Here is a 25,961-nt window from a genome sequence, read left to right on the forward strand (position 1 = left end):
TGTTCGGGTTGTGTTCGGATAGGGTTCGGTTATGGTATCCGAATATGGGCCGAAACCAGTCCTAAGTGTTCTTATAGCTTTCCCTGAGCTGTTTCTGGGAAGAGGCTAATAGAACTGGCATATAAACGGCTGTTTCTTATAGCAGTATTGTTTTGTAGGTTGTATTTCTTAATTTTACTTTTAAATTATTGTTATGAGTAAAAAGAATATACTTTTTGTTTGTTTAGGAAATATTTGTCGGTCTCCAAGTGCTGAGGCGGTGATGAAAGCGAAGCTGAAGGAATTTGGATTAGAAAAAAAGTATTATGTTGATTCTGCCGGAATAACCGGATTTCATGAAGGAGAACCCGCTGACAATAGAATGCGTCAACATGCCAACAGGAGAAATTATCATCTGACAAGTATAAGCCGACCAGTTAATGCAAGTGTTGATTTTGAATGGTTTGATTATATCATTGGTATGGACGACCAAAATATGAGAGACTTAAGCCACATCGCTAAAAATGAATCAGAGTTATCAAAGCTAAGCAAAATGACCGATTACTGTACAAATTATGTGCACGATTCAGTTCCTGATCCCTATTATGGTGGTGCATCCGGCTTTGAGTTGGTGCTAGACCTATTGGAGGATGCTTGCGAAGGATTAATACAGAGGCTTGAGGATGAATAGTGTATTAAATCGAATTGAGGAGTTTCTTGGTGAAGATATTGTCTCTGATCAAGGCGTTGGAGGAGGGTGCATTGCAAACTCAAAGTATATCTCAACATCTAACGGCAACAGGTTCTTTCTTAAACAAGGTTTTTCTAATGGGATGTTTCAATGCGAAGCCAATGGTTTGTTGGAGTTAGCTAGAGCCAAGACTATCAAAGTTCCTAAAGTTATTTCTGTAGCTCAAGATTACCTTCTGTTGGAGTATATTGAACAGGGTAATGAGAGTAAGGATTTCTTTGATGGTTTTGGGAAACAGTTTGCCAATATGCACCGCTTTACTCAAAAGAACTTTGGTTTTTATGAAGATAATTTCATTGGGAAAAACAAGCAGCCTAACAAAATTTCAAAGGATTGGTGCGACTTTTATTTTAATGAGAGATTATTGTTTCAGTATAAACTTGCCGAAAAAAATGGCTATGTTACAGATGGTTTTAAAAAGGCATTTGACAGGTTGGAAAAACGCATTATGCAAATACTAAATGGTAGTGAAGAAGAGCCTGCTTTGTTGCATGGAGATCTTTGGGGTGGGAATTATGTTGTGGATAGTTTAGGAAATGCCGTTTTAATCGATCCTGCCGTATATTATGGACATAGGGAGGCAGACCTGGCAATGACGAAGTTATTTGGAGGTTTTAGTGCTGATTTTTATCGTTCATACAATGAGATATTCCCTTTAAAAGATGGTTTCGAATACCGGGAGAATGTTTATAAGTTATATCATGTATTAAATCACCTTAATTTGTTTGGAGTGGGTTATTATGGTCCGGCAATTGATTTAATGAATTTTTATAAATAAAAATCCAACCTTGAACGGGTTGGATTTTTTATTTGGTATTTTTCTTAGTCTTATATAAATCCTCTTGTTTCAGCAATTATTACAATCAACTCTACAATCTCATCATCAGTCATCTCTTTGCAGTTAAAACAAGCATCATAAAAGTTTACATCAGGAACATCTTTTTCAAAGTAATGTCTGAACATGGCTCTTCTTCTATCCATTTCCTGGCATTCTCTTTTGGCCTCAGATATAGTTTTGCCATACGTGTTGCTTATAATTTCAGCTCTCCATTCAAGTGGGGCCATTAGTTTTATATGGAACGATTTTTTGAAATTTTTAGTAATAGCTTCTGCAGCTCTACCAACTATAACCACGTTTCCTTGTGAGGCGGCATTATATATAAAATTGGCAATTGTATTATTTATTTTGGCATCACTGGGATAATAGGTGTCTGAAAAAAACAGAGCCAGATTTTCAAAAAAGCTTTTCTTTTTATATTCCGACAGATCTTTAATTAATTGGGGAGATAATTTTAGTTCCCTGGCCGATTCGTCAATGATTTCTTTGCTGAGCCATCGCCATTCTCCCTTTTTTTCTAATCGCTTTAGCTTGTCTGTTAATACTTCTGAAAGAAATTTGCCAATGCGTTTACCCGGACAACCGTATTCTCTAGATATTGTAATTACGGGGCCTTCAGCCTGAGGGGCAGAAACATTATCCATCTTTCCAACCCGTTCTCGCATATATTTTAAAAATACATTTTCCATTGCTTTGTGCTTTAGGTTATTTTATTCAAAATATAGCAAGAAAATTTCAGATCGTCAAGTCTATTAGGAAAGTATGGGCATAAAAAAAGGATAGACCTTTGTCTATCCTTAACCCTTAAAATCAGTCTTGTTAAATCTAAATCTATGAAAAAAAATCTACATTACAAATGTAGGCGAAATATCAACTAAAATTATTCAATTAAAGTTAAAGCATGTTAAGAGTGTAGAATAGGCATGCAGGGTGAAAAAAGCGTTTGATTCAGGCGCATTTGTGTTTCAGTTAAGCTGTTTTCTTCTTAAAATTACTAATTTTGCCACGTACATTATTAATTTAGAATGGCTAAGAAGCAAAAAGGTAAAAGCAAGTCAGATTCGCAAAGTGTTTCCAGGCAAGGGGCTTTAAAAAGAAACCATAGAACAGCATTTTTATTAAATGATAAAGAAAAGGAAGCGATCGACTCGTATTGCAGAAAGAATAAAATCAAGAACAAGTCAAAGTTTATGCGAGAAACACTTTTGCGTACAGTAATGGATCATTTTTTAGAAGATTATCCTACCCTGTTTGACAAAAAAGACATGGATAGGATTAAGGTTTAATGTATGTTTAGAGACTCAATCCATTGGGTTAATCTGTGATTGGTTAGGTCAGGTTCGTTATCTTCATCAAGTGCAAGGCCTACAAAATAATTTCCCTCAATGGCCGTTGATTCTGAAAAATCATATGAATCAGATGGCCACTTTCCAATAAAATCACATCCCTTGTTTTTAATTAACTGGTATAGATTACCCATTCCATTGCAAAAAGTATCGGGATAAGTGTATTGGTCGCCAAGCCCAAATAAAGCTACTTTTTTACCTTTCAAATCGGCGTTCAGGAGTATTTGTACAAAATTTTCAAAATCATCTTGCATATTGCCAAAGCCCCATGTTGATGTTCCCAGAATAATTGTGTCTGTGTTTTCTAGATCCTGCATTTTTGCATTCTCTACGGGATATAATCTGGCAGTTTTAATAATATCGCCAATTTTTTCAGCAACAAAACGGGTGTTGCCAACCGAAGATCCATAAAATATTCCAATGCTATTCATAACTGTATAATTTAAGATAGAGAACAGGGGGAGAGTAAAAAAGTTCGATATAGCTATTTTTTTCGGATAATAAAGATGCCATCCCTAAATGGGAATATTACTTTTTCTACCCGGTTGTCCTCTCTTACCATTTGGTTGAACTCTAATATACCCTGTGTATAGGTGTCGTTGATATCTACAGGCTCAATAATTTTCCCGTCCCACAATATATTGTCAGCAAGGATATATCCACCTGGTTTGAGCAAGTCATATACTTGTTTGTAATATTGGGGATATTGCCTCTTGTCGCCATCCATAAAAATCAGGTCGTACTTTTTGTTTAGTGTTGGGATAATATCCATTGCATCGCCCACATGAATCTTTATTTTATGCGAATAGCCTGATTTATCAAAAAAAGACTGGGTAAAAGGAACTATTTCGTCGTCAATTTCTATCGTATCAATAAATCCATTATCGGGGAGTGTTTGCGCCATGCAAATACTTGAATATCCAGTGTACGTCCCAATTTCAAGGACTTGAACAGGTTTTATCATGGTACATATCATGCGAAGGATTTTTCCTTGTAAATGTCCCGATAGCATTCTTGGGCGCAATATATGTAAGTGGGTTTTCCTGTTCAGTTCATATAGTATTTCTTCCTCTGGATCTATGTGGTCGAGAATATATTGTTCCAGTTCGTTAGAGTGGTAGTTTATAGCCATTTTTTCTTTTATAAATAGATTAGTTGTGATAATTGGTTTGGAGTAAACGTTTCGTTTGCTATTTCAAGCAGATTGGATGCTGATAGCTTGTCTATTTTGTCGTATACATAGGCTAATGAATCAACTTTGTTGTATAAAAGGTAACTTTTACCAATGTTGAGCATGAGGTTTTCCTTGTTTTCTGAAGAAATGGCAATCTGGCCTTTTAACTGTCTTTTGGCTTTGTGCAATTGCATGTGCCCAAGTTTTTGGGAACAAAGCTTCTCCAGTTCTTTGAATACGATTTTTATGCTTTTGTCAATGTTCTTTTGGTCAGTGCCCAGGTAAATTGAAAAAATCCCGGTTCCATACATCGGGGTGTATGAGGATTCAATATTGTATGCAATGCCTCTTTTTTCCCTCAGCGACATGTTTAAACGACTGTTCATTCCAGGGCCTCCCAACAGGTTGTTGAGTAAATGGAGTCCTAATCTTTTAGGATGATTATAGTCATAGGCAGTACATCCTAATATGATGTGGCTTTGGTAGGTGTCTTTTTTTACTTGAATAGTTTTGGGAGATACCGGCGTGATGCTTTCTCTTTTTATTATTCTTTTGTTTTCCGCGATGTCACCAAAATATTTTTCAGCCAGTTTTATGATCTTTTTGAAATCCTGGCTGCCTACAGAGCAAAAAACAATCTGGTCGGTATGGTAATTGTTTTGTATAAATCTGTTTATGTCATCCCTTGTAAAAGTTTTCAACCTCTCGGGGGTTCCCAATATGTTTCTGCCAATGGGATGATCTGGATATAACAGTTCTTCGAAATCATCAAAAATTAGTTCGGCAGGAGAGTCCTTGTAAGAATTTATTTCATCGATGATTACTTCCTTTTCTTTTTCAAGTTCCTTGTCTGGAAATATTGAATGAAAGGTAATGTCTGCAATCAGCTCCATCGACCTTTCATAGTCTTCCTTCAGGAAAGAAGCATATATGCACGTTTCTTCTTTTGTTGTGTATGCATTTAATTCGCCACCCACATCTTCCAGTCGGCTTAAAACGTGAAATGCCTTTCTTTTTTTTGTTCCTTTAAATACAACATGTTCTATGAAATGGGCCATGCCATGTTCGTCCTCCTTCTCGTCTCTCGACCCTGCATTGATAATGATACCACAGTATCCTACTTCCGACATTTCCGGTTTGTGAATAACTCTTATCCCGTTATCCAGTGTGTATGTATAAAATTCCATAAAATTTTTATTGGAGTGCAAAAGTACTAAAGAACAGCGTATTTCAATGCTGTTGATGAAAAAAATAGTGCAGAAATTTTAAAAATGATTTTGTGGTAAAAAATCTTTGTGTATATTTGCACCGCCTTAAAGAAAAGGCATCGTTGTTAAACGAGACGATGATTAAGTAAAGACTGAAAAAATGCTGGTGCCATAGCTCAGTTGGTAGAGCAATGGACTGAAAATCCATGTGTCCCTGGTTCGATTCCAGGTGGCACCACATTTCAAAATATAAAACTGTATAGTTTTGGTACGGTACCATAGCTCAGTAGGTAGAGCAATGGACTGAAAATCCATGTGTCCCTGGTTCGATCCCAGGTGGTACCACAAAAGCCTGATTGATTTTTATCTTTCAGGCTTTTTTTTTGTTTAATCTGGATTGTGATTATTTGTGATCCGGAATTGGGGACGAATTTGAATTATTATGAAGCTGTGCGGATATCGGTGGGTAAGGAGTTGAAAAAGTAGCAGCAAAATTACTGCTACTTTCTGTGTGTTTTCCATGAAGTATGGTTAGTTGGGTTTATTCAATTATCTTTTTCCCAACTGGTAATACCGTTTTTCCTGCCAGATCGTTGATGATAATGGCAGCCATCATGTACCAGGCCCCGCCTGCGCATATGATTAAGTCCCATGCAGCAGCTTTGGTTAAAGCTGGCATTCCAAAGTGGGCAAGATCCAATAAAATAAAGCCTATTAATAATGTGGCAAATGTAAAGGCCATGGCTTTGTGCACTCTTAATGAGGCAATAAAAAGAATTGCTGTATAAAGAGTCCAGGCAATCAGGAAGAAACCAACATCGCTGTGCGATGATTTGTAAATGTTGAAGTGGTTGAGTAGCCAGATGATACCTAGTCCAATCCAGAACGAACCATAGGCTACAAAGGCACTATATCCGAAATTGTTCCCCATTTTCTGTTCCTGAAATCCGGCAATCATCTGAGCCAGTCCTCCAAAAATAATTCCCATGGCTAATACTGGCCCATGCCCCATTAGTCCCAGGTTGTGAAATTGTAAAAGCAACGTTGTTAAACCAAAGCCGGCCAAACCAACTACTGCAGGGTTTCCATTTTTCATTTTTTATAATTTAAAAATTCAGCCGGCAAAAATAGTTTTAGTTGTTTGTTTGGCCAAACATTAAGCTATTGAAAAATGTTAATAGTTTGATATTTTTAAAGATAGAGGTATTGTATGGGTGTGTTTGGGATGTTCAAGGAGGGGGTGTTTGTTGACTGGTTTTGGCTCGCCCTGGTCCATCGGCTATTTTTTTGAACAGAGATGATTTTTGTCTTTTTGATAAGGTCAATAAAGTGATAATGGTAAAGTCATTATAAAGTTAAAATTAACTAAGTAAATGATTTAAACTTTGTTTTTAGTATATAATTAGATATTTTTGCGCGTCAAATTGAAACAGAAGAGAAAAATAAATACAAAAATATAATTGCCATGGATAAGAAAACGATTCTTGTTATTTTGGATGGATGGGGATTTGGAGACAAATCTAAGTCTGATGTGATATCAACTGTAGATACCCCATATTGGGATAGCTTGGTAAATAAGTATCCTAATTCAAAGTTAAATGCATCTGGAGAGTATGTGGGTTTGCCGGATGGACAGATGGGTAACTCTGAAGTTGGTCACCTGAATATTGGAGCAGGTAGGGTTGTTTATCAAGATCTTGTTAAGATCAACAGGGCTTGTGCAGATGGTTCGATAGCAAAAAATGTAGAGCTTGAAAAAGCATACAATTACGCTAAGGAAAATAATAAGAAAGTTCACTTGCTTGGATTGATGTCGCAAGGGGGTGTGCATAGTTCGCAAGAACATATCCATACTTTAATCAGCGTGGCTCAAGATTATGGATTGAATGATGTTTTTGTACATGCCTTTATGGATGGCCGTGATACCGATCCTAAAAGTGGTAAAGGGTTTATGGGTGATTTGTTGGCTCATATGGACAAAACTGTTGGGAAAGTAGCTACAGTTACCGGCCGTTATTATGCTATGGATAGAGACAAAAGATGGGAACGAGTTAAGGTTGCATATGATGCTATGGTTGCGGGCCAAGGTGAAGCTACAACAACAGATATCCTAAGTGCTATCCAGGCTTCTTACGATTCAGATGTTACCGATGAGTTTATTAAGCCTATTGTTCATGTTGATGCAGATGGAAATCCTGTTGGTAAAATTGAGGAAGGTGATGTGATAGTGTTCTTCAATTTTAGAAATGACAGGGCTAAGGAATTGACTATGGTGTTGACGCAGCAGGATATGCCTGAAGTAGGAATGAAGACCATTCCATTGTATTATTGTACTATGACTCCTTATGATGCAAAATTTGAAGGGATGCATATTCTTTTTGATAAAGAAAATGTTCAAAATACAATTGGAGAAGTTGTTTCAAAAGCAGGTTTAAAGCAATTGAGGATTGCGGAAACGGAAAAATATGCTCACGTTACATTCTTCTTTTCTGGTGGTAGAGAAGAGGTTTTTGAGGGAGAAGACAGGATTTTGGTGAACTCACCTAAGGTGGCGACATACGACTTGCAGCCGGAAATGAGCGCTTATGAAGTGAAGGATAAAGTTGTGGCTGAATTGGATTCTAAAAAGTATGACTTTATTTGTTTGAACTTTGCAAATGGTGATATGGTTGGTCATACAGGGGTTTATGGAGCAATTGAAAAGGCTGTGAAGGCTGTTGATGATTGTGTGGAAGGAGTAATCGAGGCTGCTAAAGCAAACGGTTATGAAGCTATTATTATTGCCGACCACGGTAATGCTGACAATGCTGTGAATGCTGATGGTTCTCCAAATACTGCCCATTCATTGAACCCGGTTCCTTTTGTTTGGGTAACAGAGCGTCAGGGAGAAGTTAAGGATGGTGTTTTGGCTGATGTGGCTCCTTCTCTACTAAAGTTAATGGGTGTTGAGCAGCCGGCAGATATGACCGGAGCATGTTTGATTGATGTGAAATAATAATATTTCAATTATATATTGAGGCAGCGATCTGTTCTGGGTTGCTGCTTTTTTGTTTATAGGTAAATCTATAAGTAGTAAGATGATTCAAATTGATGATAAGATTATAAGCCTGGAGCTGTTTACACAAAAATTTATATGTAACATTGCTAAGTGCAGAGGGATATGTTGTGTTGAAGGAGATTCGGGGGCTCCGTTGGAAGATGGTGAGGCTGAGGTGTTAGAGGATATTTATCCCAAAATAAAACATCTGTTATCAGATGATTGTATTGAGGTTATTGAAAAGGAAGGCACTTCGGTTGTTGATTTTGAGGATGAGTTGGTAACTCCAATAGTCCATGGTAAAGAGTGTGTGTATACCTACTTTGATACCAAGGGAACTATTCATTGTGCCATCGAAATGGCCTGGAAGCAGGGTCTTGTGGAATTTCGGAAGCCTATATCCTGTCAATTATACCCCATCAGGACAAAGAGATTAACCCAGGGCGAAGCATTGAATTATGATGTATGGCCTATATGTGATGATGCCAGAATTTTGGGCGAAGAAAAAGGAGTTCCGGTGTATCGGTTTTTAAAAGAACCGATAGTCAGGAAGTATGGGGAAGCCTTTTATAATGAGATGGAAGAATCAGAGAAAATATTGAAGGAGCAAGGTGTGATATAGAAACCTTTTGCAGATTATTTTATTTGTTTTATTAAAGGATGTTGTTGGTAGGATATTTATTCTGCTAGCAACATCCTTTTTTTATAACATAAGCAGGATGAATTGCTTTGTTAGGTATGTATGATCTGATTTTCTTCATTTTTTGAACTGTGAACCTTTCGTATATTGCAGTGTTTTTATTTAAAAATTGAAATATGGAAGGATTAAAAAATTATATAAGTGAGAATAAAACGCGCTTTTTGAGTGAACTTTTTGATTTATTGCGGATCCCATCAATCAGTAGTATAGAATCGCATAAACCTGATATGTACAGGGCTGCTGAGATGTGGAAAAAGATATTGTTGGATGCCGGGGCTGATAAGGCTGAGGTATACGAAACAGAGGGTAATCCCATTACATATGGCGAAAAGATTATTGATACATCGTTACCAACGGTTCTGGTGTATGCCCATATGGATGTGATGCCGGTTGATCCAATAGATTTGTGGGATACAGATCCGTTTGAACCTGAGGTAAGGGATGGAAAAATATTTGCAAGGGGAGCTGATGATGATAAAGGGCAGGGGTTTATGCATGCCAAAGCTTTTGAGTTTATGGTTAAAAGCAATCAGCTGCCATGTAATGTTAAGTTTTTAATCGAAGGTGAAGAGGAAGTAGGATCTGTGCACTTGCCTAAATTTTGTGAAGAAAATAAAGAACTGTTAAAAAGTGATATCATTCTTGTTTCAGATACTTCTATGATAGCTCCGGGTATCCCTTCCATTACAACCGGACTAAGGGGATTGGCTTACTGGCAGGTTGAGGTAACTGGCCCCAATAGGGATTTGCATTCAGGGCTGTTTGGTGGGGCTGTAGCTAATCCGATCAATGTTTTGGCAAAGATGATTGCTCAAATGACAGATGAAAAAGGTAAGGTTACGATTCCTGGTTTTTACGACGATGTTATTGAGGTTTCGGAGATGGAACGCAAAAAAATGGCCCAGGCCCCATTTGATGAAGGTAATTATAAGGAAGCTCTTGGAGTAAAAGAGTTGGCAGGAGAAGAAGGGTATACGACAAATGAAAGGACCGGGATTCGTCCATCATTTGATGTGTGTGGAATATGGGGTGGTTATACCGGAGAAGGAGCCAAGACTGTTCTCCCTTCAAAAGCTTATGCTAAAATATCCTCCCGTTTGGTGCCTAATCAGGATCACCATAAGATTGCGGAATTGTTTAAATCCCATTTTGAATCAATCGCTCCTGCGTGCGTTAAAGTGGAAGTGACAATCCTTCATGGTGGTCAGGGGTATGTTTGTCCGATTGACTTGCCTGCTTACCGGGCAGCAGAAAAAGCTTATGAATATGTATTTAACCGGAAGCCTGTTCCGGTAAGGAGTGGAGGCTCAATACCAATAATATCAACATTTGAAGAAATTTTAGGCGTTAAATCAGTATTGATGGGTTTTGGTTTAGAATCAGATGCAATCCATTCGCCCAATGAAAATTATCCATTGGAACAGTTTTATACCGGAATTGAAGCCATTCCTCACTTTTATAAATATTATGCGGAATTAATGAAATAAAACAATTTTGCTTACATATTGTAATGTCGGTTTATTGTGTTTATAAGCCGGCATTTTTAATTTTTATGCGAGAATTGTTGTTTTGTTAAAGAAAAAATTACCCAGGACTCTTAAAAAAGTCGTAAATTGTGTATTCTCTATAAAAATATGGAAAAATACAATGTGGGGAAAAAAGGATGTGCTTTTGATTTGTAAGTATAATCGTCGAATTGTGTTTCATATTGAAAGTGGGGTTATGATTAAAATTGTGTTGGTACGATAAAAATGTTAAAATTTAATGACTGAATTATGTAAAAAAAAACTTTGAGGTGTATAATTGTGGGGTTGGAGTGTTGAAAAGTTAATTAATATGAAAAAAGTCATAAAAAAATAAGGTTTTAAATTGAAATTATTTATTTTTGCTTCGCTAACTCGAAAAAATACATTAAATTATTAATTCATTATGGCAACATTAAGATTTCAAGCATTAAATGAGTTGCTTTCAAGAGCACCAAAAGATGTGAAATTACCTTCGAACAAGGTAACTGATTATTATGGCGAATTAGTTTTTAACAACGACGCCATGAGAAAGTATCTTTCAAGAGATGCTTTCGCTGCAGTTCAGGCTGCAAATGCAAAAGGTGGAACAATTGATCGTAAGCAAGCAGATGGTATTGCTTCAGGAATGAAAGCATGGGCTATTGAGAAAGGTGCAACTCACTACACTCACTGGTTTCAACCATTGACTGATGGTACTGCTGAAAAGCATGATGGATTTATTGATTATGGAGATGATGGTAGTATCATTGAAAACTTTTCAGGTAAATTATTAGCTCAGCAAGAGCCTGATGCATCGTCTTTCCCATCAGGAGGTATCCGTCAGACTTTTGAGGCTCGTGGATATACAGCTTGGGATACTTCTTCTCCGGCATTTATTGTAGGTACTACATTATGTATTCCTACTGTATTTATTTCATACACTGGAGAAGCATTAGATTATAAAACTCCTTTATTGAAAGCTCTTTCATCTGTAGATGAAGCTGCTACTGCTGTTTGTCAGTATTTTGATAAGAATGTGCAAAAAGTACATACCAACATGGGTTGGGAGCAAGAGTACTTCCTTATTGATGAAGCGCTTTATCAAGCACGTCCTGACTTGGCATTGACTGGTCGTACATTAATGGGACACTCTTCTTCAAAAGATCAACAATTAGATGACCATTACTTTGGTTCTATTCCAGAGCGTGTTGCTAAATTTATGATTGATCTTGAAGTAGAAGCTCATAAATTAGGTATGCCTATTAAAACTCGTCACAATGAGGTAGCTCCTTCTCAGTTTGAGGTAGCTCCAATTTATGAAGAGGCTAACCTAGGTAATGACCACAACCAAATTATCATGGACTTAATGAAGCGCGTTTCTCGTCGTCATAAGTTCCGTGTATTATTCCATGAAAAACCATTTGCCGGAATCAACGGTTCAGGTAAACACAATAACTGGTCTTTAGGAACTGATACAGGTGTTGTTCTTTATGCACCGGGAAAAAATCCTAAAACAAACTTACAGTTCTTAACTTTTGTGGTTAATACATTAATGGCTGTATACAAAAACCAGGATTTATTACGTGCATCTATTTTAACAGCATCGAATAGCCACCGTTTAGGTGCTAACGAAGCGCCTCCTGCAATTATATCTGCATTCCTTGGAACAGAAGTTTCTGCTATGTTAGATAAGATTGTTGCTGAGGTACCTGATCACAAAATGACTCCGGATGAAAAAACAGCTCTTAAATTAGGTATTGGTCGTATTCCTGAAATCATTCTTGATAATACTGACCGTAACCGTACTTCTCCATTTGCATTTACAGGAAACCGTTTTGAGTTCAGAGCTGTTGGTTCTTCAGCAAATGCTGCGGCTTCAACAACTGTATTAAGTGCTGCTGTAGCTGCTGAGTTAAGAGAATTTAAAGTTAATGTTGATGCATTAATCGAAAAAGGAGTTAAGAAAGACGAAGCTATCTTCCAAATTCTTAAGAAAATGATCATTGAGTGTGAGCCAATCCGTTTCAATGGTGACGGTTACTCAGATGAGTGGAAAGATGAAGCTGCCAAAAGAGGTTTAACAAATATCACAAGTGTACCGGAATCTTTAAGCAAGTATCTAGAGCCTTCTGCTAAGAAAACTTTGGTTGAAGGTGGTATTATGAGTGAAAAAGAGCTTGAGGCTCGTGTTGAGGTTGAGTTAGAGAAGTTTGTTTATAAGATTCAGATTGAGTCTCGTGTACTTGCTGATTTAGCTATCAACCACATTGTTCCAACAGCGGTTACTTATCAAACAAAATTAATCCAGAACGTACAAGGATTAAAAGACTTGTTTGGAGCTGATGAGTTTGAAACATTAGCTGGAGCTCGTTTGGAACTAATCAAAGATATTTCTAATCATACTTCTGCTATTAAGAAGATGAGAAAAGAAATGATTGAGGCTCGTAAAGAGTGTAATGTAATGGAAGAAGGATTGGAGAAAGCACATGCTTATGATCAAAAAGTTCGTCCATTCCTAGATCAAATTCGTTACCATATCGACAAATTAGAGTTGATCGTTGACGATGAAATCTGGCCACTACCAAAATATCGCGAGTTATTATTCAACTGCTAGTATTTATAGCTAGATATATTAAGGAGGGTTGGCGGATGCCAACCCTTTTTTATTTTAAAACCAATCCGGACTTTGAGTATGAAAAGTTTATTGTTTAAAAGTGTATACTGTACTTTTGTATGAAGGATAGATTTTTTTAGGACAGTTTTTTATCCTAACTGCGAAATGGTATTTACTTACACCTAAATCTTTGTAAATTTTCGGCAGCTAATTTAACACATTCCTTGCAGCTTAGTTTTCGGTTTCTTCTTATCTCCTTACATCTTATACTACCGCCCTTAACAATAAAATCCTGATTGATTTTATTTATGTTTGTAGGTTCCTTTAATAGATAGTGAGCTGCATATAGTGCTCCACATATTCCGTTTTCTGCCTTTCCTGTTCCATTTTCGGAGGCTTTGGTTATAATGTGTTCGCTAATGCTGTATTCAGGCTGGAAGGCTTTTAAAATGGCTTGTGCACAATTATAGCCTTCTTTACCATGGTATAGTTTTTCAGCCAGTTTAATTTTCATTATTTGGCTCTTCTTAATTGCTTAAAACTAATTTTTAAGGCCTTTTCGAAATGACGGATTTGTTTTATCTCTTTTGAAGTAATCAGGCAAAGCGAATAGCCTTTGTTTCCGGCTCTTGCAGTCCTTCCACTCCTGTGGGTGTAGTATTCGTCTTTGTCAGGAAGTTGGTAGTGTACTACAAAACTTAAATTGTCAATGTTGATACCTCTGGCAGCTAAATCAGTAGCCACAAGAATTTGCATATTGCCTTTTCTGAAAGAGCGCATGATCTTGTCTCTCTCTATCTGCTTTAGGTCGCCTTGTATGGCATCAGTAGTGATGTTTTTTGCGTTTAGTTGTTTGGCTAGTGTAGTTGCGGCAACTTTGGTCTTACAAAAAACAATGCCCCTGTTTCCTTTTTCTGAATTTAACAGTTGCAGGAGGATATGGAGTTTTTCACTTTCATCACAAATTAAAAACTGATGATCAATGTTTTTGTTTACGATGCTTTTTTTGCTGACTTCAATTTTTACGGCTCTTTTAGAAAGGTGTTTGTTTACAATCTTTTTAATACCGTCAGGCATGGTTGCTGAAAAAAGCCATTTGTTATCAATGTTATCAAGCTGTTTAAGAATTTGATCCAATTCTTTTTTAAATCCCATGCTTAACATCTCGTCTGCTTCATCAAGTATTACGGTTTTTACGTAACTTAAATCAACTGCTTTTTTTTCAACCAATTCAATCAGGCGGCCTGGGGTTGCAACAATTATGTGTGTGGGTCTTTTTAAAGCACTAATCTGCCTTTCAATGGGGGCACCCCCGAATACAGCTTCCGTAAATATCTTATCAGAATATTTAGTGAATTTAAAAAGCTGTTTAGCAATTTGCTGGCCTAATTCGCGTGTGGGACAAAGGATGAGCCCTTGTACGTATTTTTTTGTCGGGTTAATCCTGTGTAGCAAAGGCAAGCCATATGCAGCAGTTTTTCCGGTTCCTGTTTGTGCCTGGCCAACCAGGTCGGTATTGTTTTGCATTAATATAGGTATGACCTGCTGTTGAATTTCAGTAGGTTCAATTATATTAAGCTCTTTAATGGCTTTACAAAACTTTTTGTCAATGCCTAATTTCTCAAACTGCTTCACAATATTCTGTTTTTTTGTGCAAAAATAGTTGTTTTCTAACAGTTTGCTAATTTATAGGTCATGATTATATCGGGTTTTGCAGATAAATGTTGGCAGGGATATAAAAAGAAAGCCTGTCTGAGAGTAGACAGGCATACGGAAACATTCTAAAAAAAACTAACCTAAACCTCACACACATTTTGAATGTTCCTATTATTGGGGACCAGGAGAGCATTTTTATTACATACAAATTACAACCCATTTCACAGCTTGTCAATATTTAATTGCATATTTTTTTTTGAGGTGATGTATTTTATTGTTTTTTAACATTTATTGTTCTGTGTGATCAGGTAAATATCCGGGAAAATAGATTTTAGTCATGTTGTTAAACTGATGCATATCATTGAGAAAATCTACTGGTTGCCATATATTGTGTTTAGAAATAATATTTGGTTAAACCTTAAAATCAACTGATAATGCAACAACTAATAGAGTGTGTTCCAAATTTTAGTGAGGGGCGCAATATGAATGTCATTAATCAAATAACAGAAGAGATAAAAAAAGTTGAAGGTGTAAGTTTGATTGATGTTGATCCAGGCAAAGCAACAAACAGAACAGTTGTTACTATGGTAGGAACTCCTGATGAAGTTTTGGAGGCAGCTTTTCAGGCCGTAAAAAAAGCTAAGGAATTAATAGATATGAGGCATCATAAAGGTGCGCATCCAAGGTTTGGTGCAACAGATGTATGTCCATTGATACCCGTTTCAAATATCACCATGGAAGAGGTAGTAGTTTATGCTCATAAGTTGGCCGAAAGAATTGGGCGGGAGCTGGGTATACCTATCTATTGTTACGAATCAGCAGCAAAACAACCACAGCGTAAAAACCTTGCAGAATGCAGAAAAGGAGAATATGAAGCATTGCCAGATAGGATTGTGTCGGAGCAGTGGAAGCCTGATTATGGTCCCGGTGAGTGGACAAAAGACGTGCAAAAGAGTGGGGTTACGGCAGTGGGTGCCCGGAATTTTTTAATTGCCTATAATGTGAACCTGAATACCACCAGTACCCGTAGGGCAAATACGGTTGCTTTTGATATTCGTGAGCGAGGAAGGGTAAAACGGGAAGGAGGTTCTCTAACGGGCAAAATTGTTAAAGATGAAAAGGGAGAGCCTGTGAATGAGCCGGGATTGCTGAAGTCGGTTAAAGGTATCGGGTGGTTTATTGAAGAGTATGGCATCGCACAGATCTCATTAAACCTGACGGATATTTCTGTAACCAGTATGCATAAAGCATTTGATGTTGCTTGCGAAAGGGCAACAGTTCACGGATTAAGGGTGACCGGTTCGGAGTTGGTTGGTGTAGTGCCATTGCAGGCCATGTTGGATGCAGGGAAATATTTTTTGAGGAAACAGAATCGTTCTACAGGTATTTCAGATAAGGAAATAATAAAAATAGCAGTTAAGTCGCTTGGATTAGATGAGTTGTATCCATTTGATCCGGACAAGAAAATTATCGAATACATCCTTGAAAAGGAGAGTCGAAAAGGAAAGAAGAAACTGGTTGATTTGACACTTGCTGAATTTGTTTATGAAACAGCTAGTGAGTTGCCAGCTCCTGGAGGTGGATCTGTTGCTGCTTATTTAGGGGCTGTTGGTTCTGCCTTGGGAACCATGGTCGCAAATTTGTCCTCTCATAAACGAGGCTGGGATGATAGAGTTGAAGAGTTTTCTGATTGGGCAGAAAAGGGGAAAAAGTATCATGATGAATTGTTGAAGATGGTGGATAAGGATACTGAGGCCTTTAATATGATTATGGATGCTTTCCAACTGCCCAAAGGTAGCCAAGAGGAAAAGCATATTCGTGCCATGGCCATTGAGGAGGCGACAAAAAATGCCATTATGGTTCCTTTCAACACCATGAAACTTTGTTTTGAATCGATGCAGGTTATGAAGGCAATGGCCGAAACCGGAAATCCCAATTCTTTGTCGGATGCAGGAGTTGGGGCTATAAGTGCCCGTGGTGGAGTTATGGGAGCCTGGCTTAATGTACGTATCAATGCAAAGGATCTTAACGATAAAGGTTTTGTTGATAAAGTATTGGAAGAAGGGCAGATTATTGTTGATAAAACGATGGAATTGGAAACTGAGATTTTAACGATGATGCCATAGTAAAAGGAATTTATCTGAGCTCTTGGATTTTATATCCAATTAAGGTTAATGGCATATTATAGATGTTATACCAGGGATGGAGGCACATGCTTTCATCCTTTTTTATTTACTTTGAGGTTAAAGTTTGATGTGTGGGCGATGAGCATGTAGTTAACTCCTGATAATATAGATTGTTCTTGGCCTGATGGCTGTGGAGTTAATGGGGATTCGAAAGGAAAGTGCTGGGCCATTCTTACAATCAGTAAAAAGAAAAATAATGAAGGTGCTGGTGTTTTATGTAAATAGTTTTGGATATGAACCTAAGGTGAAGAATGTTGAACATGCTCCCGAACCAGGAGGAGGGCAGGTTATAGAGGATGCTATACTGGCTTTTATCCAGGTAGAGGAAAGTGATGAGGAGAAGGATATTAAAAGTCGGGAAAAGAAATTGGTAAATCATTTAAAATGGACTGCCAGGAAGAATGATGCTGTAAATGTAATTCTTCATTCCTTTGCCCATCTTTCCGAGTCAAAAGCATCTTTTGAATTCACTAAAGAGCTTTTTAATGCAGCTCAAGATCGTTTAGAGAATGGGGGATATGTAGTCCATCAAACTCCATTTGGATATTTTTTAGATCTTAAGATTGATGCGCCAGGGGCTTCGTTGGCAAGGATATGGGCAAGTTTATAGATTGTCTAGCTGCTCAAGCTGATCATCAGATAAGGCCCTTTCTTCGTTCATCATATGGGTAATAAAGGTCATTTTTGCAGCATTTTCCAGTACTTCAATCCTGTCAAAGGCTTTGATCATTTCAGATCCGATTGCCGTTACACCATGGTTTTCCATTATCAGTACTTTGTTTTCGGCAAAGGTTTCGCTTACATTTTTAGCCAATTCAGGAGTGCCCATTAGCCCGTAAGGCGCAACAACCGGTTCTTTAATAATCATGCGTGATTCGGCAATTAAGTGGGCGTTGATGGGGATGTCCATGGCAGAAAAAGAGGAGGCAAAGATGGTATGGCAATGAACAATGGCATTGATTGTGGGATGGTCTTTGTATATTTGAAGGTGCATGGCTATTTCCAGACTGGGTTTTAGCCAATGTGTCAGGTTGTTTCCTTCTTTGTCTAAAATAACAACATTTTTGGCTTTAAGCGTTCCTTTGTCAATTCCGGTAGGAGTAACTAAAAAGTGTTCGCCTACCCTTTTGCTGATATTTCCACCTAAGCTGGTAGTCAGACCTTTTTTATATAGTCTACGCATGAAGCGCGCAACCTCTTTCCGTTCCTTTAAATAAAGATCTTTTGTGTCCATAGCAATATTTATTAATGCATAATCAGAACTAAAGCTAAAAGGAAATATCTGTTTATAAAAGAAAAAGCATAAAAAAACCGCATCGAAGTGATGCGGTTATATATTTTTGATTTAAAATAGTTAACTGATCATTGCTAATTGATTATTGATTTTCATAATCTTTACAGGCCTTATATATGCCTTCAAAAAGAGGTTTTGCATCAGATGCAGACATGGCAGAGAAGGCAACCCTTAATATATTATTGAGGTTGATTATCCCTATGCTGTATTTGTTTATCAGTATTTCCCTGATTGCTTCTCCATCTAGGCCTTCTTTTAACTGAATACACATAAAATATCCAGAGTTATATGGCAACGTAGTAAAATATTCTTCAAATTTTGTATCTGCCAATACTTCTTTTATCGCTTCATACCGGGTTTTCATGATTACAAATTTGCTGTGCTTTTGGGCCGTGTAATCAGGAGATTCAAAAGCATGGAGCAATAATGACTGGCTGAGGTTCGATGAATTGGAAATATTTCCACGAACAGCTCCGGCTGTTTTCATTTCTAAGGCATGATATAAGTCCTCATCTCCGCCTTTGATTCCATAGGTTATAAATCCTACGCGGAATCCCCAAACGTAATCTTCTTTGGTGGCACCATCAACTTTAACAGCAAGCACATTTTGGTGCAAGTTGGCCAGGTAAGAAAAGATGGATTGTTGTTCAATTCCTTCTTCAAAAACTAATCCGAAATATGCATCGTCAGTTATCGCTACAATTTTTTTTCCTGCTTCAGCTGCCTCTTTTATCGTTGCAACTATGGTTTGCATTTCTTCTACAGTAGGAGTATAACCTGTAGGGTTATTGGGAAAGTTTAAAATAACAACTTTCTTTTCTCCTTCCGACATTAAGGATTCTTTTAGCGCCTCGGTGTTAAATCTGTTATTCTTAAACAATTTGAATTTTGAAAACTTAACGCCATACGCATGGATCAAAGCCAAATTGTAGTTTCCCCAGAATAAATCAGGTACAATTACCTCCTCGTCTTCATTCATCCATAAATAACCAGCCATGCTAATTCCATGAGTAAGTGCGCTGGTAACTATAGGCAAACTTATTGGTGTGTTTTGTAACGATGGATTTTTTTCATAAATCATTTCTTTCCATTTGCTCCTGAGGTCAGGGCGACCAAAGCTAGGTGCGTATGGAAAGGAAAGGGATGGATCCATATTGATTTTAGAGGCTATGGATTCAAGACGCATTGGGGTACCATCGTCTTCAATAGCAGCACCAATGGTAGCATTGATTTTTGTTCCTTTTGCTTCTGCAGTTTGTCCTAAAATTCCTTTTTTGGGGAAGAAGATGTTTCTTCCTTTTTCGCTTAATAAGTCAAATACAACAGAATTTTTTGCTGAAATTACCTCATTTAATTCTTGCGCTTGCGGATTCATCGGTAAAATTTTATTTTTTAAGTATAAAAGCTTTTCAGATTGCAAATTTGCTAAAAAAAGAACAATTATTTTACAGTTTGATTGTAAAAAGAAGAAAGAAGACCTTGATAATTGTCAATAATCGGATTTTGATTATATAGGTTGATTACTGTCTTTTTGCCAATAGGTTTTTATAATGTTTTTGATAGAGTTGTAAGCAATGTTATCCCATTTGATATTTTCCCTGTTAACAAATACAATATCAGAAATGTCATCCTGAATGTGCATTTTATCCCATCCTTTAACTTTGCAAACAAAGGCAATATCGGTAGTGAAAACAGAAAATCCGGAAAAGATATATTCGTTAGGAAAAGAAGTCAGGTACGAAAGAGATATAATATCGAGGTTGAGTTCTTCCTTTAGTTCCCTGGCAATAGCATCTTCAACTTTCTCCAGAGGGTCAACAAAACCTCCTGGTAAATCAAGCATGCCTTTGTTTGGTGCAAGGGCCCTTACAGTAAGGAGTAATTCGCCTTGTTCGTTTTCAATGAGTGCTGCCACTGCGGCAGAGGCGTTGATAAAATAGTGGAAGTTGCAATCGGCGCAAAGAAACGAGCGCACCCCCTCAAAAATAAATTTTGAGCTGCCGCATTTGGGACAGTACTTTAATATTTTTTCTGGTCGGGACATATTAAACGGTTGTCAGTGCATAATTATCAATTACCAAATTTATTAGTGATAATTATTAGCTGTTAATTAATTGATAAACATGATAATTGATAATTGCTGATTGAAAAATTATTTCCAAAGATTCTCTGGGTAAACTCCATTGTCAATAAGAGCCTGAAGGCTTTTTTGTACAATTGGTTTATCTTCCTGATAGGTAACTCCAAACCATTTGGCATCGCTTGAAAGTACTTTTGTGCTTGCTTTGTCGCCTTTAATCATTTGATCAACCAGGGCATTAAAATAGAATTCTGATTTCAACTCAGTGCCTTTTTCTTTTAAGAAAGCCAGGAAGCCCTCCTCCAGGGCATTGAAGAATGAATTTTTAAAAGCCCAGAAATTCATGGATACAGGTTCTTTGCCGGTAAGTTCAGTGGTTTTGTCGTCTTCCCAATAAACAACTTTATTGTTTAGATAACCTATTTTTGTTCTTTCAATAATGTTTACCAGATTATCGTTAGTATCGGTTTCGCATACCCCCCTGGATACCGTACCGTGTTCTGATAAGGTGTTGTCAAGGGCATATCCAACCATGGCGTATTCTTTCTCATCTTTGCTGTCGGTTACAAAATCAACTACTGCCTGATAAGCCTCCCTGCCATAAAAGTCATCTGCATTAATGATAGCAAATGGTCCCTGTATGGCATCTTTTGCCATGAGCATGGCGTGACCGGTTCCCCAAGGTTTTTCTCTGCCTTCGGGCACGGTAAACCCTTCCGGGAGTTTATCCAGTTCCTGATAAACATATTCCACTTCAACTCTTCCTTTTAGTTTTGGGTCGAATCTCTCCTTAAACTGATCGGCAAATGATTGACGGATTACAAAAACAACTTTTTCAAATCCCGCCTGAATGGCATCATATACTGAATAATCAATTATTGATTCGCCGTGCGGGCCTAGTGTATCGAGTTGCTTCAGGCCGCCGTAACGGCTTCCCATTCCTGCTGCTAATACTAGTAATGTTGGTTTCATGTGTTTTGAATTTTATTATAATGGCTTATTAGTTATTTGCTATTTTCTCTTCTTCGGGCAATAGTTTTGCTATATTATATGTAGGTTTTACAATAGAAATTCCTTCTTTCCAGCTATTTAGTGTTTTAAAATTTCTCATGGTTAAATAGTTTTTTTAATTATATAGTTTTGGCCAATAGCTAACAGCTAATAGCCTTTATAATCATTAAGCAATCCTTCGTAAAGCCAATTGGCAAGGGCTTGTCTGTTATTTTCAATTATAAACCTTTGCTGATCGCGAAAATTACGGATATTTCCCAATTCAATAAAAACAGCCGTTGGATAAGTTTTTCTTAAAAGATAAAGGTTACGAGAACTAATAACACCTGAATAGCCTCTTGAAGGTTGGTGTTTGCTGTATTTTTCGTCGAAAATATTTAAAAGGGATTGGGCCGTTTTTTTTCCTGATTTACTTTTTGCTGAATGATAAAAGAAAACATCAATGGCTTTTCCTTTGCTTCGAGAATCAACATGGATAATAACACAGCGCTGATAAGCGGGTTTGTTTTTAATAAAAAGTTGGTTGATGTATTTGGTACGCTGTTTTAACCGGTCTATTTGTTCCAAACCTATGACCTGATTGTTGCAAACTTCATCCTTGTCCATGGGCAGATAAGATTCGCCCCTGATTCCATCATCTTTATCCTGAATAATCATATTGACTATAGCCCCGTTTTCCTGAAGCTTTTTGGCCAGGCGTAGGGTGATGTCATAAGCATACTCGTCTTCTGCCAACGTTTTGTCGCCATATTTTCCCAATGCACCTGGGTCTGGTCCGCCGTGGCCACTAACCAGATGAAAAACAGCCCCTTTTAAATCTTCCGATTCCAGCTTGAATTTCTCCCTTTCCTTGCCGTATAAGGGTTCGTACAAATAAACGTCTACAGAAGGTATTTTGTATTTTACCCCAAGCAATAAGGCATTGTTTTTCCCAAGCTTTTCTTTGTTTAACTCAATAAATGATTGTTTGTGTTTTTGAGGATCAAGTTTGTTTCTGATTAAAAAAGCATATAGGCCTTCTCCTTTTTGGGGTACAGATGTATTGTACAGGGTGTCTTGTTGCGCCAAAGCAATTACTGCGAATATATTGCACAATAAAAAAAGTGTCAGCTTTTTTATAAGGGCCATCTTTTTTGCTGTTTTAAACTATTATGTAACAGTCGCAAAAATAAATTATTTCCATAAGAATAAAATATTTATTACATGAATACCTCATTTTTGAGGTTTTTTTCTGATTTGGATTGAAGATATGACTGTTTTAAAGAGTTGTTGGGTTATAAAAACTAAACAAATCAGGAAAATTGAATAAACAATTTGAAGCATTCGATGTTTGTTTATATTTTGCAGACATCTAACAAAATAAAACAAACACGATTATGGATATAACTAATATAGAGTTTTCTAATATTTTAATGGCCTTTGGCTTAACCCTGTTTGCCGGATTGGCAACTGGGATCGGTAGTGCCATGGCCTTTTTTGCCAAGAGGACAAACACAAAGTTTCTTTCATTAGCATTAGGTTTTTCGGCAGGAGTAATGATTTACGTCTCTTTTGTTGAGATATTTTTTAAGGCAAAAGAAAGTTTGACGGAAGTATATGATGAGGCGTTGGGTACGTGGATTACTGTAGGATCATTTTTTGCAGGGATGTTGCTTATTGCGCTAATTGATAAGTTCATCCCTTCGGCCGAAAACCCTCATGAAATGGAGCATATTGAAGATATGACAGAAGCCAAGAGAAAACAAAGCAAGCACCTGATGCGAATGGGTGTTTTTACTGCATTGGCTATTGGTATTCATAACTTCCCGGAAGGTTTGGCTACCTTTACAGCGGCCCTTACCGATCCTAGTTTGGGTATTGCCATTGCGGTTGCCATTGCAATTCATAATATTCCTGAGGGGATTGCGGTATCGGTTCCTGTTTTTTATGCTACAGGGAGCAGAAGAAAGGCTTTTAGGTTAAGCTTTTTGTCGGGACTGGCAGAACCGGTGGGTGCATTGGTTGGGTACTTGATTTTGATGCCTTTTTTATCGCCAGCCATGTTTGGGATCGTTTTTGCAGGTGTAGCTGGAATAATGGTGTTTATTAGTATTGATGAGCTATTGCCGGCGGCCCAGGAATATGGAGAACACCACTTGTCGATATATGGTTTGGTGGCTGGTATGATGGTAATGGCGGTGAGTTTGTTGATGTTTTTGTAAAAAGAATTAGATCTTTGGATAAGAGATAAGAGACATTAGACTTATTTGCAGTATGATTGTCTTTTATCTAAAATTTCTTACCTGATAGTATGACTAAAAAAGAACGTTTCGAAAATATTATTACATGGTTTCAGAAAAATATGCCAATTGCTGAAACAGAGTTGGATTATACAAACCCTTATGAATTATTGGTGGCTGTAATATTATCGGCCCAATGCACCGATAAAAGAGTAAATATGATTACCCCGGATTTGTTTCAGCGTTACCCATCGGCAAAAGAACTGGCAGTGGCAGAGCCTGCTGAAGTATATGATTATATCAGCTCATGTACCTATCCCAACAATAAAAGCAAACATTTGGTAGGAATGGCCAAAATGTTGATTTCAGATTTTAATAATGTGGTACCGGATGATATTAAGGAATTGCAAAAGCTGCCAGGGGTAGGACGGAAAACAGCCAATGTTATTGCCAGCGTAGTTTACGAAAAACCTGCCATGGCTGTTGATACCCATGTGTTCCGGGTTTCGGAAAGGATTGGTTTGACAACCAACTCCAAAACACCACTCGAAACAGAAAAACAACTGGTTAAATATTTTCCTGAGGAGTTACTACCTATAGCACACCATTGGTTGATCTTACATGGGCGTTACGTGTGTGTCGCCCGTAATCCTAAGTGTAAAAAATGTGGCTTGCAGGAGTATTGTAAGTTTTATCAGAAGAATAACTAATTAGAGATATTGGATAGGATACATGAAGTTTAAAGATAAATGAGTTTTTGAGATATTAATGATTACTTATTTTCTTCTTTTAAACTAAATTCCTTTAAGGTATTAATAATGATACTAACTAGGTATAACCATCATAAGAGCGTTGTTATATTTAATGAAGCAAGAATAGTATTTGCAATTCATAAAAAGAGCATATGGTGCTAGGATGTTTTTATTAAAATGCAGACATAAACTTAATTCCAAATATAATACCTCCAGGTGCCATAAGTTTAATGAAGTTTTTAGATTTATCAGTTAGGGTGTATGAAGAATTATTCTTATATAACTCGTTTGTAAGGCAAATTGAATAACCTCCAGACAATACAAGTTTGGAGTTTTTTGAAACCTTTATGTTATATAAATAAGTTAGGTTAATAGTGCTAATTGCATTTAATTGAAGCTCAACTTCTCTGTGTGATGTACCCGAAGAACTTTCTACATCAAGACTAGGATTAAAATTTGTAATGCCAGAGGCATAAGAATAACTTATACTTAATGCCGTTTTGCGACTTATTTCGTTTGGGTACAATATAAAACCACCATTCAATCTTCCTCCCCATGTACTTACTCCTAAATTTCCAATTATGCACGAGCTTTTACTTATTGGAATTTCAGATCCAACACCTATTCCATAGTCATTTATGCCAATGCCAATACCCCAAAATGACTTGGGTTTTTTGTTAAATTCCTCAATGATAGTTTGAGCGTTAAGGATAGATGGAAAATTCGCACATAATATTAAGATGATTAAAAAAAAGAATCTCATAACCGGTTTTTTTTTTATTTAAAACAGTCCGCGAATTAACAGATTGTAAAATTAATAGCAAAAAAAACAGGCTTGACAAAAACGTGACAAAGTAGAATTGGTTGATTGTGAAGGGTGTTGGATGTGTTTTTAAGAGGCTTTAGTGATGAAATAATATGCTATGAGCCGTAGGTAATAAATGTTGCTTTTGTAATTTTCAGGTGATTGTTGTTTGGGAAAAATTCTCATTTAGTAAAAAAAAGAGTCGCCCCAATATGAGGCGACTCTTTGTATTATACCTTATGAGTTGACTTGTTAAAACCTAAAACTCAAACCAACTGTTAAATAACTAACGCCATAACCTGCTTCGGCATATACGCCAATGTTATCTGCAAATGAATAGCGGATACCGGCAAAAATGTCAGTGATTAAATCTGTGTCGTTATAATCTATAGTACGATCTAGAAATGGATCGTAATATTCCTCATGCCTGAATCTTGCCCCTGACATGATTCCAGCATATACATCCACAACATCCCAAGCTTTATCTCCGGTAATATCAGTCATATCGAAGTGGTAAGCGGCGCGTGGCCCGATTAAAAAGTGTCTGTAATCATTACCTCCGGCAAGAGATACGATAGCTCCACCGCCGATATGGCCGATGCCAAGCTTTTCTGTAAACCCATATTCATAAAAGCCAGATACGGAAATGGCAGGATTTTTTTTTGTGGTATTCATAGCTGAAGGTACCCCCAATCCAACTCCGGCGGTTTGCTCTCCCGGATATAGAGACTGGCTATATCCATTAACTCCCAATGCCAATAAAACACCCAGAACAATAAATAATTTTCTCATGATAATTTTAAAAT

Annotated in this window: 25 protein-coding genes and 2 tRNA genes; 13 read left to right on the top strand and 14 right to left on the bottom strand. The window is 37.2% G+C overall.

The features are described from left to right. Window positions 1–193: 193 nt before the first annotated feature. Both OM074_RS18005 and OM074_RS18010 read left to right on the top strand, forming a co-directional pair. A complete protein-coding gene (locus OM074_RS18005; RefSeq protein ID WP_301201952.1) occupies window positions 194–670 on the top strand; it encodes a low molecular weight protein-tyrosine-phosphatase in 477 nt (158 codons plus the stop codon). Next, the gene (locus tag OM074_RS18010) at window positions 663–1,508 is read left to right on the top strand and encodes a fructosamine kinase family protein (protein ID WP_301201953.1); all 846 of its coding nucleotides are present in this window, start codon (window positions 663–665) and stop codon (window positions 1,506–1,508) included. Before OM074_RS18005 ends, OM074_RS18010 begins: the two co-directional genes overlap by 8 nt. 50 nt (window positions 1,509–1,558) lie before the next feature. On the opposite strand, the gene OM074_RS18015 is transcribed toward OM074_RS18010, so the two are convergent. After that, the gene (locus OM074_RS18015; RefSeq protein WP_301201955.1) at window positions 1,559–2,257 is read right to left on the bottom strand and encodes a cytidylate kinase-like family protein; all 699 of its coding nucleotides are present in this window, start codon (window positions 2,255–2,257) and stop codon (window positions 1,559–1,561) included. A 336-nt stretch (window positions 2,258–2,593) separates the two neighbouring features. Here OM074_RS18015 and OM074_RS18020 point away from each other — a divergent pair, with 336 nt between their 5' ends. Further along, window positions 2,594–2,854 carry a hypothetical protein gene (locus OM074_RS18020; protein ID WP_301201956.1) on the top strand — a complete coding sequence of 87 codons (261 nt, stop codon included), beginning with the start codon at window positions 2,594–2,596 and terminating at the stop codon, window positions 2,852–2,854. On the opposite strand, the gene OM074_RS18025 is transcribed toward OM074_RS18020, so the two are convergent. From OM074_RS18025 to OM074_RS18035, 3 genes are read right to left on the bottom strand one after another with little or no spacing between them, the layout of a single operon-like run. Beyond that, on the bottom strand, window positions 2,851–3,345 hold the full coding sequence (locus OM074_RS18025; RefSeq protein WP_301201957.1) for a flavodoxin: 495 nt from the start codon (window positions 3,343–3,345) through the stop codon (window positions 2,851–2,853). The two genes, OM074_RS18020 and OM074_RS18025, sit on opposite strands and share 4 nt — an antisense overlap. Before the next feature lie 53 nt (window positions 3,346–3,398). After that, window positions 3,399–4,046 carry an O-methyltransferase gene (locus OM074_RS18030; RefSeq protein WP_301201958.1) on the bottom strand — a complete coding sequence of 216 codons (648 nt, stop codon included), beginning with the start codon at window positions 4,044–4,046 and terminating at the stop codon, window positions 3,399–3,401. 8 nt (window positions 4,047–4,054) lie between these two features. Next, a complete protein-coding gene (locus OM074_RS18035; RefSeq protein WP_301201959.1) occupies window positions 4,055–5,275 on the bottom strand; it encodes a M16 family metallopeptidase in 1,221 nt (406 codons plus the stop codon). 186 nt (window positions 5,276–5,461) lie between these two features. On the opposite strand from OM074_RS18035, the gene OM074_RS18040 reads away from it, so the two are divergent. Together OM074_RS18040 and OM074_RS18045 are read left to right on the top strand one after the other, a co-directional pair. After that, a tRNA-Phe gene (locus OM074_RS18040) sits at window positions 5,462–5,534 on the top strand. A 34-nt stretch (window positions 5,535–5,568) separates the two neighbouring features. Further along, window positions 5,569–5,641, top strand: a tRNA-Phe gene (locus OM074_RS18045). A 196-nt stretch (window positions 5,642–5,837) separates the two neighbouring features. Here OM074_RS18045 and OM074_RS18050 read toward each other — a convergent pair. Then, window positions 5,838–6,392 carry an acetate uptake transporter gene (locus OM074_RS18050; RefSeq protein WP_301201960.1) on the bottom strand — a complete coding sequence of 185 codons (555 nt, stop codon included), beginning with the start codon at window positions 6,390–6,392 and terminating at the stop codon, window positions 5,838–5,840. A 369-nt stretch (window positions 6,393–6,761) separates the two neighbouring features. Between OM074_RS18050 and gpmI the strand changes: the two genes are divergently transcribed. The 4 genes from gpmI to OM074_RS18070 all read left to right on the top strand — a co-directional run bounded on the left by gpmI (window position 6,762) and on the right by OM074_RS18070 (window position 13,152). Next, window positions 6,762–8,291, top strand: coding sequence for a 2,3-bisphosphoglycerate-independent phosphoglycerate mutase (gene gpmI, locus OM074_RS18055; protein WP_301201962.1), 1,530 nt, complete (start codon window positions 6,762–6,764; stop codon window positions 8,289–8,291). A gap of 82 nt (window positions 8,292–8,373) precedes the next feature. Further along, the gene (locus OM074_RS18060) at window positions 8,374–8,955 is read left to right on the top strand and encodes a DUF3109 family protein (protein ID WP_301201963.1); all 582 of its coding nucleotides are present in this window, start codon (window positions 8,374–8,376) and stop codon (window positions 8,953–8,955) included. 194 nt (window positions 8,956–9,149) lie between these two features. After that, on the top strand, window positions 9,150–10,520 hold the full coding sequence (locus OM074_RS18065; protein WP_301201964.1) for a dipeptidase: 1,371 nt from the start codon (window positions 9,150–9,152) through the stop codon (window positions 10,518–10,520). A gap of 442 nt (window positions 10,521–10,962) precedes the next feature. Further along, complete coding sequence (locus OM074_RS18070; RefSeq protein ID WP_301201965.1) at window positions 10,963–13,152, top strand: glutamine synthetase III family protein; 2,190 nt, start codon at window positions 10,963–10,965, stop codon at window positions 13,150–13,152. Between the two features lie 172 nt (window positions 13,153–13,324). Here the strand turns inward: OM074_RS18070 and OM074_RS18075 are convergent, their stop codons facing one another. After that, entirely contained in the window at window positions 13,325–13,666 is a 342-nt protein-coding gene (locus OM074_RS18075; RefSeq protein ID WP_301201966.1) for a C-GCAxxG-C-C family (seleno)protein, read from the bottom strand. Continuing rightward, on the bottom strand, window positions 13,666–14,787 hold the full coding sequence (locus OM074_RS18080) for a DEAD/DEAH box helicase (RefSeq protein WP_301201967.1): 1,122 nt from the start codon (window positions 14,785–14,787) through the stop codon (window positions 13,666–13,668). The genes OM074_RS18075 and OM074_RS18080 overlap by 1 nt, the downstream gene beginning before the upstream one ends. A gap of 455 nt (window positions 14,788–15,242) precedes the next feature. Between OM074_RS18080 and ftcD the strand changes: the two genes are divergently transcribed. Both ftcD and OM074_RS18090 read left to right on the top strand, forming a co-directional pair. After that, window positions 15,243–16,934 (top strand): glutamate formimidoyltransferase, encoded by a 1,692-nt coding sequence (gene ftcD / locus OM074_RS18085; protein ID WP_301201968.1) that lies wholly within the window; start codon window positions 15,243–15,245, stop codon window positions 16,932–16,934. A 184-nt stretch (window positions 16,935–17,118) separates the two neighbouring features. Then, a complete protein-coding gene (locus OM074_RS18090; RefSeq protein WP_301201970.1) occupies window positions 17,119–17,604 on the top strand; it encodes a threonyl-tRNA synthetase editing domain-containing protein in 486 nt (161 codons plus the stop codon). Here OM074_RS18090 and OM074_RS18095 read toward each other — a convergent pair. From OM074_RS18095 to OM074_RS18115, 5 genes are all read right to left on the bottom strand, one after another. Next, entirely contained in the window at window positions 17,599–18,228 is a 630-nt protein-coding gene (locus OM074_RS18095) for a class II aldolase/adducin family protein (RefSeq protein WP_301201971.1), read from the bottom strand. The two genes, OM074_RS18090 and OM074_RS18095, sit on opposite strands and share 6 nt — an antisense overlap. 142 nt (window positions 18,229–18,370) lie before the next feature. Further along, window positions 18,371–19,663, bottom strand: coding sequence for an aminotransferase class I/II-fold pyridoxal phosphate-dependent enzyme (locus OM074_RS18100; protein WP_301201972.1), 1,293 nt, complete (start codon window positions 19,661–19,663; stop codon window positions 18,371–18,373). Window positions 19,664–19,795: 132 nt separating this feature from the next. Then, window positions 19,796–20,332 carry an NUDIX hydrolase gene (locus OM074_RS18105; protein ID WP_301201973.1) on the bottom strand — a complete coding sequence of 179 codons (537 nt, stop codon included), beginning with the start codon at window positions 20,330–20,332 and terminating at the stop codon, window positions 19,796–19,798. Between the two features lie 108 nt (window positions 20,333–20,440). Next, window positions 20,441–21,340: a nucleotidyltransferase family protein gene (locus OM074_RS18110; RefSeq protein WP_301201974.1), complete on the bottom strand. Its 900-nt coding sequence runs from the start codon at window positions 21,338–21,340 to the stop codon at window positions 20,441–20,443. A 186-nt stretch (window positions 21,341–21,526) separates the two neighbouring features. Further along, on the bottom strand, window positions 21,527–22,507 hold the full coding sequence (locus tag OM074_RS18115) for an N-acetylmuramoyl-L-alanine amidase family protein (protein WP_301201975.1): 981 nt from the start codon (window positions 22,505–22,507) through the stop codon (window positions 21,527–21,529). Between the two features lie 248 nt (window positions 22,508–22,755). On the opposite strand from OM074_RS18115, the gene zupT reads away from it, so the two are divergent. Then, window positions 22,756–23,580 (top strand): zinc transporter ZupT, encoded by an 825-nt coding sequence (gene zupT / locus OM074_RS18120; protein ID WP_301201976.1) that lies wholly within the window; start codon window positions 22,756–22,758, stop codon window positions 23,578–23,580. An 89-nt stretch (window positions 23,581–23,669) separates the two neighbouring features. Further along, a complete protein-coding gene (gene nth, locus OM074_RS18125; RefSeq protein ID WP_301201978.1) occupies window positions 23,670–24,308 on the top strand; it encodes an endonuclease III in 639 nt (212 codons plus the stop codon). Between the two features lie 214 nt (window positions 24,309–24,522). On the opposite strand, the gene OM074_RS18130 is transcribed toward nth, so the two are convergent. Together OM074_RS18130 and OM074_RS18135 are read right to left on the bottom strand one after the other, a co-directional pair. After that, window positions 24,523–25,113, bottom strand: a complete 591-nt coding sequence (locus OM074_RS18130; protein WP_301201980.1) for a hypothetical protein — start codon at window positions 25,111–25,113, stop codon at window positions 24,523–24,525. A gap of 294 nt (window positions 25,114–25,407) precedes the next feature. After that, a complete protein-coding gene (locus OM074_RS18135) occupies window positions 25,408–25,947 on the bottom strand; it encodes a hypothetical protein (RefSeq protein WP_301201981.1) in 540 nt (179 codons plus the stop codon). Window positions 25,948–25,961 lie beyond the last annotated feature (14 nt).

The organism is Plebeiibacterium marinum (assembly GCF_026013615.1).
GTDB classification, from domain to species: Bacteria; Bacteroidota; Bacteroidia; order Bacteroidales; family Marinilabiliaceae; genus Saccharicrinis; species Saccharicrinis marinus_A.

Excerpts from the sequence above, each read along its gene's own strand:
- OM074_RS18135 (WP_301201981.1), bottom strand. The coding sequence starts at position 25,947 with ATGAGAAAATTATTTATTGTTCTGGGTGTTTTATTGGCATTGGGAGTT.
- OM074_RS18105 (WP_301201973.1), bottom strand. The coding sequence starts at position 20,332 with ATGTCCCGACCAGAAAAAATATTAAAGTACTGTCCCAAATGCGGCAGC.
- OM074_RS18025 (WP_301201957.1), bottom strand. The coding sequence starts at position 3,345 with ATGAATAGCATTGGAATATTTTATGGATCTTCGGTTGGCAACACCCGT.
- OM074_RS18100 (WP_301201972.1), bottom strand. The coding sequence starts at position 19,663 with ATGAATCCGCAAGCGCAAGAATTAAATGAGGTAATTTCAGCAAAAAAT.
- OM074_RS18090 (WP_301201970.1), top strand. The coding sequence starts at position 17,119 with ATGGCTGTGGAGTTAATGGGGATTCGAAAGGAAAGTGCTGGGCCATTC.
- OM074_RS18035 (WP_301201959.1), bottom strand. The coding sequence starts at position 5,275 with ATGGAATTTTATACATACACACTGGATAACGGGATAAGAGTTATTCAC.
- OM074_RS18075 (WP_301201966.1), bottom strand. The coding sequence starts at position 13,666 with ATGAAAATTAAACTGGCTGAAAAACTATACCATGGTAAAGAAGGCTAT.
- OM074_RS18005 (WP_301201952.1), top strand. The coding sequence starts at position 194 with ATGAGTAAAAAGAATATACTTTTTGTTTGTTTAGGAAATATTTGTCGG.
- OM074_RS18060 (WP_301201963.1), top strand. The coding sequence starts at position 8,374 with ATGATTCAAATTGATGATAAGATTATAAGCCTGGAGCTGTTTACACAA.
- zupT (WP_301201976.1), top strand. The coding sequence starts at position 22,756 with ATGGATATAACTAATATAGAGTTTTCTAATATTTTAATGGCCTTTGGC.
- gpmI (WP_301201962.1), top strand. The coding sequence starts at position 6,762 with ATGGATAAGAAAACGATTCTTGTTATTTTGGATGGATGGGGATTTGGA.
- OM074_RS18020 (WP_301201956.1), top strand. The coding sequence starts at position 2,594 with ATGGCTAAGAAGCAAAAAGGTAAAAGCAAGTCAGATTCGCAAAGTGTT.
- OM074_RS18115 (WP_301201975.1), bottom strand. The coding sequence starts at position 22,507 with ATGGCCCTTATAAAAAAGCTGACACTTTTTTTATTGTGCAATATATTC.
- OM074_RS18065 (WP_301201964.1), top strand. The coding sequence starts at position 9,150 with ATGGAAGGATTAAAAAATTATATAAGTGAGAATAAAACGCGCTTTTTG.
- OM074_RS18110 (WP_301201974.1), bottom strand. The coding sequence starts at position 21,340 with ATGAAACCAACATTACTAGTATTAGCAGCAGGAATGGGAAGCCGTTAC.
- OM074_RS18130 (WP_301201980.1), bottom strand. The coding sequence starts at position 25,113 with ATGAGATTCTTTTTTTTAATCATCTTAATATTATGTGCGAATTTTCCA.
- OM074_RS18030 (WP_301201958.1), bottom strand. The coding sequence starts at position 4,046 with ATGGCTATAAACTACCACTCTAACGAACTGGAACAATATATTCTCGAC.
- OM074_RS18095 (WP_301201971.1), bottom strand. The coding sequence starts at position 18,228 with ATGGACACAAAAGATCTTTATTTAAAGGAACGGAAAGAGGTTGCGCGC.
- OM074_RS18070 (WP_301201965.1), top strand. The coding sequence starts at position 10,963 with ATGGCAACATTAAGATTTCAAGCATTAAATGAGTTGCTTTCAAGAGCA.
- OM074_RS18015 (WP_301201955.1), bottom strand. The coding sequence starts at position 2,257 with ATGGAAAATGTATTTTTAAAATATATGCGAGAACGGGTTGGAAAGATG.
- ftcD (WP_301201968.1), top strand. The coding sequence starts at position 15,243 with ATGCAACAACTAATAGAGTGTGTTCCAAATTTTAGTGAGGGGCGCAAT.
- OM074_RS18050 (WP_301201960.1), bottom strand. The coding sequence starts at position 6,392 with ATGAAAAATGGAAACCCTGCAGTAGTTGGTTTGGCCGGCTTTGGTTTA.
- nth (WP_301201978.1), top strand. The coding sequence starts at position 23,670 with ATGACTAAAAAAGAACGTTTCGAAAATATTATTACATGGTTTCAGAAA.
- OM074_RS18010 (WP_301201953.1), top strand. The coding sequence starts at position 663 with ATGAATAGTGTATTAAATCGAATTGAGGAGTTTCTTGGTGAAGATATT.